The sequence below is a fragment of the Thermotalea metallivorans genome, from assembly GCF_001562415.1.
Taxonomy (GTDB): Bacteria; Bacillota; Clostridia; order Peptostreptococcales; family Thermotaleaceae; genus Thermotalea; species Thermotalea metallivorans.
The window spans coordinates 90,714-97,782 of record NZ_LOEE01000072.1; the positions used below are offsets into that span (position 1 = coordinate 90,714).

A 7,069-nucleotide genomic window follows, 5' to 3' on the forward strand; every position below is an offset into this window, starting at 1 on the left:
GATAAAATGTATGTAGTGTGTCCGGACCACCTTTCGGAGGCCATTGATGAATTTATAGAAGTATATGAGCAGCCTCCGGATCTTTATGAATTAGATAAAGTGTCTTTTACTGACTGGACGAGTCCCCATGTCTGTGATTTTTGCGATAGGCCGCCTAGATATTTGGTGGTATAGTCTGATTTCTTTTGTGGGAAAAATTAATTGTTTTCTGGATTTGATCAAGACATCAGATGTTAGGAAACTGAGAGGACGAGATCATGAAGGCGGGGAAAACCTCGCCTTATCATTTTGTGGCGGCGGAGGGATGAAGGTTGAATATAACCATTATTGGCGTAGGAAAAGTAAAAGAGGATTTTTTTGCGAAGGCCATTGATGAATATGGAAAGCGGCTTCGCAGGTACTGCAAGTTGAATATCATAGAAGTACCAGATGAGAAGGCGCCGGAGAGTCTTAGCGATAAAGAGATGGAAAATGTTAAAAATGTAGAAGGAGAAAATATCTTAAAGCATGTGAAGGATGGGATGTACGTTATTGCCCTGGATGTCAAGGGAAAAATGCTGTCCTCCCAAGAGTTGGCAGATACGCTGGAAAAGCTGGGGGTTACGGGAAACAGCAGCCTGGCTTTTATTATCGGAGGATCTTTAGGATTATCCAATGAAGTTCTCAAAAGAGCAGACTTTCGATTGTCCTTTTCTCCCATGACCTTTCCCCATCAACTGATGCGGGTCATTCTGCTGGAACAGATTTATAGGGGATTTAGAATCATGAGGGGCGAACCGTACCATAAGTGACGGCGGTTTTTTGTTAATTCTGTTAGTTGGTAAATATTTCAATATACGGTGCAGTCACTGGACTTCAAATCTTATGCAAGAGAATTATAGATGTTTTTTTAACTACCTAAGTTTTGTACAAAAATAACCGAGGCAATTGGAACTAAATTACCAGTTTAAATTAGGAAATGAATTCTATATTATTCCTTTTATTTGGTTTCTTTTAACAGGAATAATATTCCATCTATAAAATAGTCCCAAAAACCAAAGGGAATAGGATTATTACCCTTTCTGGAATATATTTGCTTATTCCATACTTACAAACTGTTTCAGAATCTCTGATTATCAAACAAGCTTAATTGCACATACTTCGGCTCTGTTAAAGCGGTAACCAATTGTTTTGCCAATTTAGTAAACGCAGGCATAATTACGTTTATACCTTCGACGCTTCGTTCTACAAGGGCTTTTATATTTCCAATTCTCTTTACCAGTACTTTCATTCCGGTATCAACTAAAGGTGAGCCTTCAAATAACAGGGTCTTGACATTTGTTATAAAGTTATGGGTCATAAACACTATCCATAAGAATGCATAAATCCCGTAAAATTTTCCTGTTCTTAAGTTTTTCATACCATATACATTCTCTGCCATCTTAAAGAAAGCCTCTATGGTCTGGTGCTGGTTGTAGAAATAAAAGAGTTCTACGGCTGACATTCCTTCCTCCGAAATGTTGGTAATCAAATGAGTATATACTAGTTTTCCATGTTTGGTTAGTATTTGAACCAATATGACTCTAAGTCCATCTTTTGAAGAAAACTCATATATCTATACTCCTTCATCAGCTTGGGTATATTCATCTAACTTAATCCCTTTTGCTAAATTTGGTGACTGACGGGTAGAATAGCCCTTTGTAAGGAATAGCAGATGAGGAATGCTTTTTAATTTTTCTATGGTTTCCATAGAACCATAACTACTATCCATGGGAATGATGAGCTTTCTGTCTAAAGGATGTTCTCTAAATTTTGGCAGGGTAGCAGTAAGTAAATCTTCTATTCTATCCTTGCAATGGGTGTTGCCTGTATCTAAGAACAAAGCGACGGTTTCAGAGTTTTTTCCTGCAAAAGCAGCAGAAACTTGATAACCTAGCTGATTTTTCTTGTTTGGAAAGTAACCTTTGCTAGCACATTCGTAAGTTTTGCCATTGGCGATCAGCCCTGTTTGATCAAAATCAACGACAATTTCTTCGTCTAAAGAAAGGCTATTGCTATGTTTCATAAAAATTTGATGATGAATTTGTTGAAGTTGATGAATGCTTTTTTCATCCATCGCTTGTAGAAAGCGGTTGATCTGAGATTGGTCAGGAAATCTTTCCATGCCTAAAATATTTGCAGCCACTTTTTCAGGATGAAGTTTTTCATTAATATCATTTGTAGACTCACAGCCTACGGCAATGGAAGCAATCAAGGTCATCAGCTTTTGGTAAATAGTGTAATCCTTTTTAATCATTGGAAGCTGAAAATCTTCTAGCTCTTTAAAATACTCAGTTTCAGAAGCAAACTTCAGTAGTGAAACCAACCATGCTGAAGCAGTTTCTTCCTTGCAATTACTCTGGTGAAATGTTATCTTATTCATAAGGTAATACCGCCTTTCGTAGAGTTTTTGTTGGAAAAATACTACTTCGATAGGCACAAGGTGTTACCTTTTGTTATTTTTTTGGCTATATTTCCATGGATAACTTATCCAATCCATGATTAGATCTTTGTACAAAAGTTACGTAGATAGAACATCTTTTTATGCTACTACATGGTTGCCAGAAAATGTCTGGAGTAAAAACATATCTTCATTTGGAAAATCACATTATGAAGCCTTGGTAAAAGGAAGTCTCGAAAATAAGGGAATATTAAAAAAATTGCGACTAAGTTCTCCAAGGAGGATAAGGGTAATTCCGATGAATAGTCAGAGAAAGACAGAATATAACGTCTATTGGTATGAGAAGTTGATTGAAATATATAGAGATGAAGAGTAGATATCTACTCTTCATTACTTTAATCAATATAATTGTTAAAAAGCCAGTCATTTAATTACAAGTAAAGATAGTTGCGTTTATTGCTTATATTAGTATAAACCGCCGTTATACCCGATACGGAGAACCGAACGCATTACATGCAATCATGTGCAATCATGGGGACAGGTACCGCGATTCAAATAAAAAGATATAAATCAAGGTACCTTCCTCTATTTTTCAGTGTCCATGGTTTTCGTGTGATATACTCCCAGAGCAATATCTTTCAGATAGTGATTATCCTTTGTAAATTTCTAATATAATAGCCCCTTCCATATATAAATGGATTATTTCTATTCCAGTCGGTTAGGCTTTGTTCCCAGAAGCCACAAAAATACTAATTGCAGCTTTTTCATTACTGCAAATTGACTGAGTGCAGCAATTTTGCCCAATACAATCTACCACGACATCAGTCAGGCCTGCATCTATTAGCCATTCTTTGATATCCTTACGGTTAAAACCCATCCAGCGGTCATGATGTTCGGTTTTTAAAAAAAGAAATTGGTGCTCGTCAAGATCAGTTATTACTAGTTTTCCCTTTGGTTTTAATATCCGGGTCATTTCCTTTATAGCTGTTCCTGGTGATTCCACATGGTGAAGATACATGTTTGCAAATACATAATCTACAGATGCAGTGTCAAGAGGTAGAGCTTCCGATTCCCCTATTCGGTATTCAATTGAATTAAAACCAGCAAAGCGTTTTTTCATTTGTGAAAGCATGGCTTCGGATTCATCAACAGCAATTACTCTCAATCCGTGGGAAATTAAACCCTCTGTTACAAACCCAGTTCCTGCCCCAATATCGGCAGCAATTTGACCTGCAATAATACCTGCTTTTTTAAATGCCTCATCACGAACTGCAACAGTGAAAAAACTCTGTCGCATGCTATCCCAATTTTCAGCTACCTTTTCAAAATAATCTTTGCTACCCATGTGATACCTTCCTTCTATTATTGATTTAGTAAATCCATACCGGACTGAAATGCATTTCCCAGTTTCTTTCCGAGACTCCAATATTCACGTACTGTTGCGCAGTACACAAGGGGATTTATCTTAGAGATATCAATTTGGGGTCGATTATTTACAAAATTAACTTTGTCCTCGTCAATGTGTGTTTCGACAATCTCACCCATAATTAATAGGTAATCACCTAACTGAAATTCTTGTACAATCTTACATTCCAGATTGAAAGGACATTCTCTTATGATCGGTGTCTTTATTCTGCTTGCGGCTATCGGAGTTAAACCAGCTTTTATAAACTTGTTGGTATCCCTGCCGGAAATTAGACCGCAAAAATCTGTCTCCTTGTAATGATCAGCACTGGGGATATTCACAGTGAATTCTCTTGTTCTACGAATCAGTTCTAAAGTATACCTGCGGTTATCAAAGGAAACTCCAACGATTGGCGGAGTTGAGCTGAGCATGCCAATCCATGCTATCGTGGCCACATCAGCCTCCTCGATTGTCCCGCCGACTATCAATGCTGCAGGAGCAGGAAAAAAGACATCTGTTTGACCGAGCTGACGTTTCATTTTATCCCTCCTCATTTAATATTTTTTTTTAAAAAAGTTACTAGATTTTTTTTCAGTTTTATTGTAACATTAATGAAAAATAGTTACATGCGATTGTTTTGATTATATCAATCGGTTATATCGATGAGAAAGGAGATCAAATGGAACTACAGCAACTTAAAACATTTATAACAATTGCAAAAGTAAGTAGTTTTACTAAGGCAGCGGAGTTACTTGATTATGCCCAATCCAGTGTAAGTGGTCAAATAAGGGCTTTGGAGGAAGAGTTTGAAGTCAGATTGTTTGAACGTTTGGGAAGGGCGGTGTGCTTAACTGAGGAAGGAAAACGGCTTTTGGTTTATGCTGAACAATTATTGAAACTGGCAGAGGAAACAAAAGATTCAGTAACCGGAAGTACTCAGCCTAGAGGAACCCTAATAATTGGAGCACCAGAATCATTAAGTGTTTTCCGATTACCTGAGCTATTGAAAGAATACCGTAGTAGGTTTCCAAATGTAAAGCTTGTGTTGAAATTGGGAAGTTGCAGGGATATTCTTAGCTGGCTTAAGAAAAGCATTATTGACATAGCCTTTTTAATGGATACTCCTCTTGACGTTCCTAGTCTTGTTTCGAAATGTTTGTGCCAGGAGCAAATAGTTTTAATTGCCGGAAATGACCATTTTATGACAAATAAAAATACTATAGAATTAAAGGATCTTGAAGGAGAAGACTTGATACTCGTAGAAGAAGATGGATGCTGCTATCGAATGATATTTGAATCTCTGATGGCTGAAGCTGGTGTTTATCCAAGTTCAATTCAGGAATTTGGCAGTGTTGAGATGATTAAGAAATGTGTCATCAGCGGGCTGGGAGTTTCCATTCTTCCGCTTATTTCTGTTGAAAAGGAAATCAGAGATGGACAACTAAAAGAAATATCATGGAGTTCGCCAGACTTTAACATACATACCCAAATTCTTTATTGTAGGAATAAATGGCTTTCTCCAGCCTTGTCAGCAATGATAGAATTGTCAAAACAACACATCAAGAATAAAAGTATCTAACTCATGAGGATAGGGACAGATCCCTTATCCCTAATGATTTGATTCTATTATTTTCATTAGATAGATAAGCTAGGGTTAACGACAAAGGTTTTGATAATCTTTTACTAGGCGACAGGACTCTATCCCGAATGGAGGTTTAGTAGCAATAGATCGTTGCTTGAAATACATAAAAAACACCGCCGTTATACCCGTTACGGAGAACCGTACCACCGTTAGCTCAATGCATTCTTATAATATAAAGAAGAGCCACCGTCTGGAGGTGATGGCACATCTTCATCCATAAAGAATTTTAATCAACTTTCGCACATGGTTAATGTCCAGTAAACATTAAAAAATCAACAGTTTTGGACAATAAAAAAGTCCAAGAAGCCCCTTCTCGTGATATAATAGAAGTGAATAAAATCCCATTAAAATCAACGATTGGGAGGTTCTTGAATATGTCTATTGTATCACAGAAGATAAAAGTAGAAAATGGTTTTTCACGAACAGTCGATATCTTTTTTAAAAAGTTTCATATAAGTTCAATGCTGAAAGAGGCAAATGCATACAAGGAAAAGGGAATTCCTTGTGTCCAAGTATTCAAGGTTCTTTTTACCCTTGATTTTACGGGTAAGAATCTGTTTATGAATTATGAGGCCGAGAACTCACCTATACCATTTGCCCGGAAAAAATTGTATTTATTCGTGACCGAAGAAACAAGAGTAAATGGCTTGCCCTGATTTCTACGGATATAAACCTTCCGGAAACAGAGATCATCAGGATTTACGGAAAACGCTGGGATATTGAAGTCTTCTTTAAAATGTGCAAGTCATATCTTAAGTTAGCCAAAGAATTTCAAGGTCGTTCATAGGATATGATGGTTATCCACACTGCTATCGTTTTTTCAAGGTACATCATGTTAGCGGTTGAAAACCGTAATAACACGGATTTACGCATTGTGTCCGCCCGATGAGTTCACTATATTTTTGTATTTTACTGGTTTTTAGCTTCAAATATTCTTGTAATAAGCCAAATATAAAAATGATATAGAAAGATAAATATTACAGATATAGGGGCCCAATTTACTCTCTTTTCTAGATTAGTAGATTGAGAAAGATATATGGCATATGCTAAAAATGAAAAAGCAGTTATGAATTTAGATATAAGTTTAGATTTTTGATAAAATGGACTTTTAGAACTATGAAAATTTATTGAAGAAAAAGGTGATTTATTTTGCAATGCTGCACTAGTTAGTATAATTATGCTAACCAGCACAAATGCTTTAATAGTGGTGTAATTAGTTAACATATAAAAATCTTTTAATTCCATATTAAGTTATCCCCCTATCATTTTCTAAAGTTTTGCACTTTTAAAATAGTTACCAAAAATTTACATAATAATTTACAAAATAAAAGAGGAATATATGTACACAATACCTCTAGTCAAAGGAGTGAAGCTTGTGTACATTTATATTCCTCAAGAAATACTACAATTATTATTTCTCAAGGAACTGTTATCCATACCAAACTATAAATATTTTATTAATTTTATCTGGTGTCTTCTAGTGACTGAAGGTAAAAAGACTACCAGAAATATATATAGATATTGTTTCTTTTACAAGAAGCATCTTGCAAGCTGGGAACGATTTTTAAGTAAAAACCAATGGGATTGCATGGGCATCATGAAA

At 36.1% G+C, this 7,069-nt stretch carries 9 protein-coding genes and 2 pseudogenes; 6 read left to right on the forward strand and 5 right to left on the reverse strand.

The window, feature by feature from the left end:
* The first annotated feature begins 6 nt into the window (after nucleotides 1-6).
* Nucleotides 7-174, forward strand: coding sequence for a CxxH/CxxC protein (locus AN619_RS15735; RefSeq protein ID WP_083525163.1), 168 nt, complete (start codon nucleotides 7-9; stop codon nucleotides 172-174).
* A gap of 137 nt (nucleotides 175-311) precedes the next feature.
* Nucleotides 312-791, forward strand: coding sequence for a 23S rRNA (pseudouridine(1915)-N(3))-methyltransferase RlmH (rlmH, locus tag AN619_RS14220; protein ID WP_068557926.1), 480 nt, complete (start codon nucleotides 312-314; stop codon nucleotides 789-791).
* A gap of 308 nt (nucleotides 792-1,099) precedes the next feature.
* Here the strand turns inward: rlmH and AN619_RS16385 are convergent, their stop codons facing one another.
* The 4 genes from AN619_RS16385 to AN619_RS14240 all read right to left on the reverse strand — a co-directional run bounded on the left by AN619_RS16385 (nucleotide 1,100) and on the right by AN619_RS14240 (nucleotide 4,363).
* A complete protein-coding gene (locus tag AN619_RS16385) occupies nucleotides 1,100-1,594 on the reverse strand; it encodes a transposase (RefSeq protein ID WP_083525164.1) in 495 nt (164 codons plus the stop codon).
* Nucleotides 1,595-2,401, reverse strand: a complete 807-nt coding sequence (locus tag AN619_RS16390; RefSeq protein ID WP_068557928.1) for a transposase — start codon at nucleotides 2,399-2,401, stop codon at nucleotides 1,595-1,597.
* Nucleotides 2,402-3,137: 736 nt separating this feature from the next.
* Entirely contained in the window at nucleotides 3,138-3,764 is a 627-nt protein-coding gene (locus AN619_RS14235) for a class I SAM-dependent methyltransferase (protein ID WP_068557929.1), read from the reverse strand.
* 17 nt (nucleotides 3,765-3,781) lie between these two features.
* A complete protein-coding gene (locus AN619_RS14240; protein ID WP_068557930.1) occupies nucleotides 3,782-4,363 on the reverse strand; it encodes a flavin reductase family protein in 582 nt (193 codons plus the stop codon).
* Between the two features lie 140 nt (nucleotides 4,364-4,503).
* Here AN619_RS14240 and AN619_RS14245 point away from each other — a divergent pair, with 140 nt between their 5' ends.
* The 3 genes and pseudogenes from AN619_RS14245 to AN619_RS16400 all read left to right on the forward strand — a co-directional run.
* Nucleotides 4,504-5,403, forward strand: coding sequence for a LysR family transcriptional regulator (locus AN619_RS14245; protein WP_068557931.1), 900 nt, complete (start codon nucleotides 4,504-4,506; stop codon nucleotides 5,401-5,403).
* 437 nt (nucleotides 5,404-5,840) lie between these two features.
* Nucleotides 5,841-6,122: a hypothetical protein gene (locus AN619_RS16395; protein WP_068557932.1), complete on the forward strand. Its 282-nt coding sequence runs from the start codon at nucleotides 5,841-5,843 to the stop codon at nucleotides 6,120-6,122.
* Nucleotides 6,071-6,337 (forward strand): annotated as a pseudogene (locus AN619_RS16400) (IS4 family transposase); the annotation flags it as partial. The gene AN619_RS16395 and the pseudogene AN619_RS16400, both read left to right, overlap by 52 nt.
* Before the next feature lie 38 nt (nucleotides 6,338-6,375).
* Here AN619_RS16400 and AN619_RS14255 read toward each other — a convergent pair.
* Complete coding sequence (locus AN619_RS14255; RefSeq protein ID WP_068557933.1) at nucleotides 6,376-6,711, reverse strand: hypothetical protein; 336 nt, start codon at nucleotides 6,709-6,711, stop codon at nucleotides 6,376-6,378.
* A gap of 94 nt (nucleotides 6,712-6,805) precedes the next feature.
* On the opposite strand from AN619_RS14255, the pseudogene AN619_RS16215 reads away from it, so the two are divergent.
* Nucleotides 6,806-7,069 (forward strand): annotated as a pseudogene (locus AN619_RS16215) (hypothetical protein); the annotation flags it as partial.

What these genes read in the sequence shown, in the direction of transcription:
- AN619_RS15735 (WP_083525163.1), top strand. Translation starts at nt 7, where the DNA reads ATGTATGTAGTGTGTCCGGACCACCTTTCGGAGGCCATTGATGAATTT.
- AN619_RS16390 (WP_068557928.1), bottom strand. Translation starts at nt 2,401, where the DNA reads ATGAATAAGATAACATTTCACCAGAGTAATTGCAAGGAAGAAACTGCT.
- AN619_RS14245 (WP_068557931.1), top strand. Translation starts at nt 4,504, where the DNA reads ATGGAACTACAGCAACTTAAAACATTTATAACAATTGCAAAAGTAAGT.
- AN619_RS14240 (WP_068557930.1), bottom strand. Translation starts at nt 4,363, where the DNA reads ATGAAACGTCAGCTCGGTCAAACAGATGTCTTTTTTCCTGCTCCTGCA.
- AN619_RS14255 (WP_068557933.1), bottom strand. Translation starts at nt 6,711, where the DNA reads ATGGAATTAAAAGATTTTTATATGTTAACTAATTACACCACTATTAAA.
- AN619_RS16395 (WP_068557932.1), top strand. Translation starts at nt 5,841, where the DNA reads ATGTCTATTGTATCACAGAAGATAAAAGTAGAAAATGGTTTTTCACGA.
- AN619_RS14235 (WP_068557929.1), bottom strand. Translation starts at nt 3,764, where the DNA reads ATGGGTAGCAAAGATTATTTTGAAAAGGTAGCTGAAAATTGGGATAGC.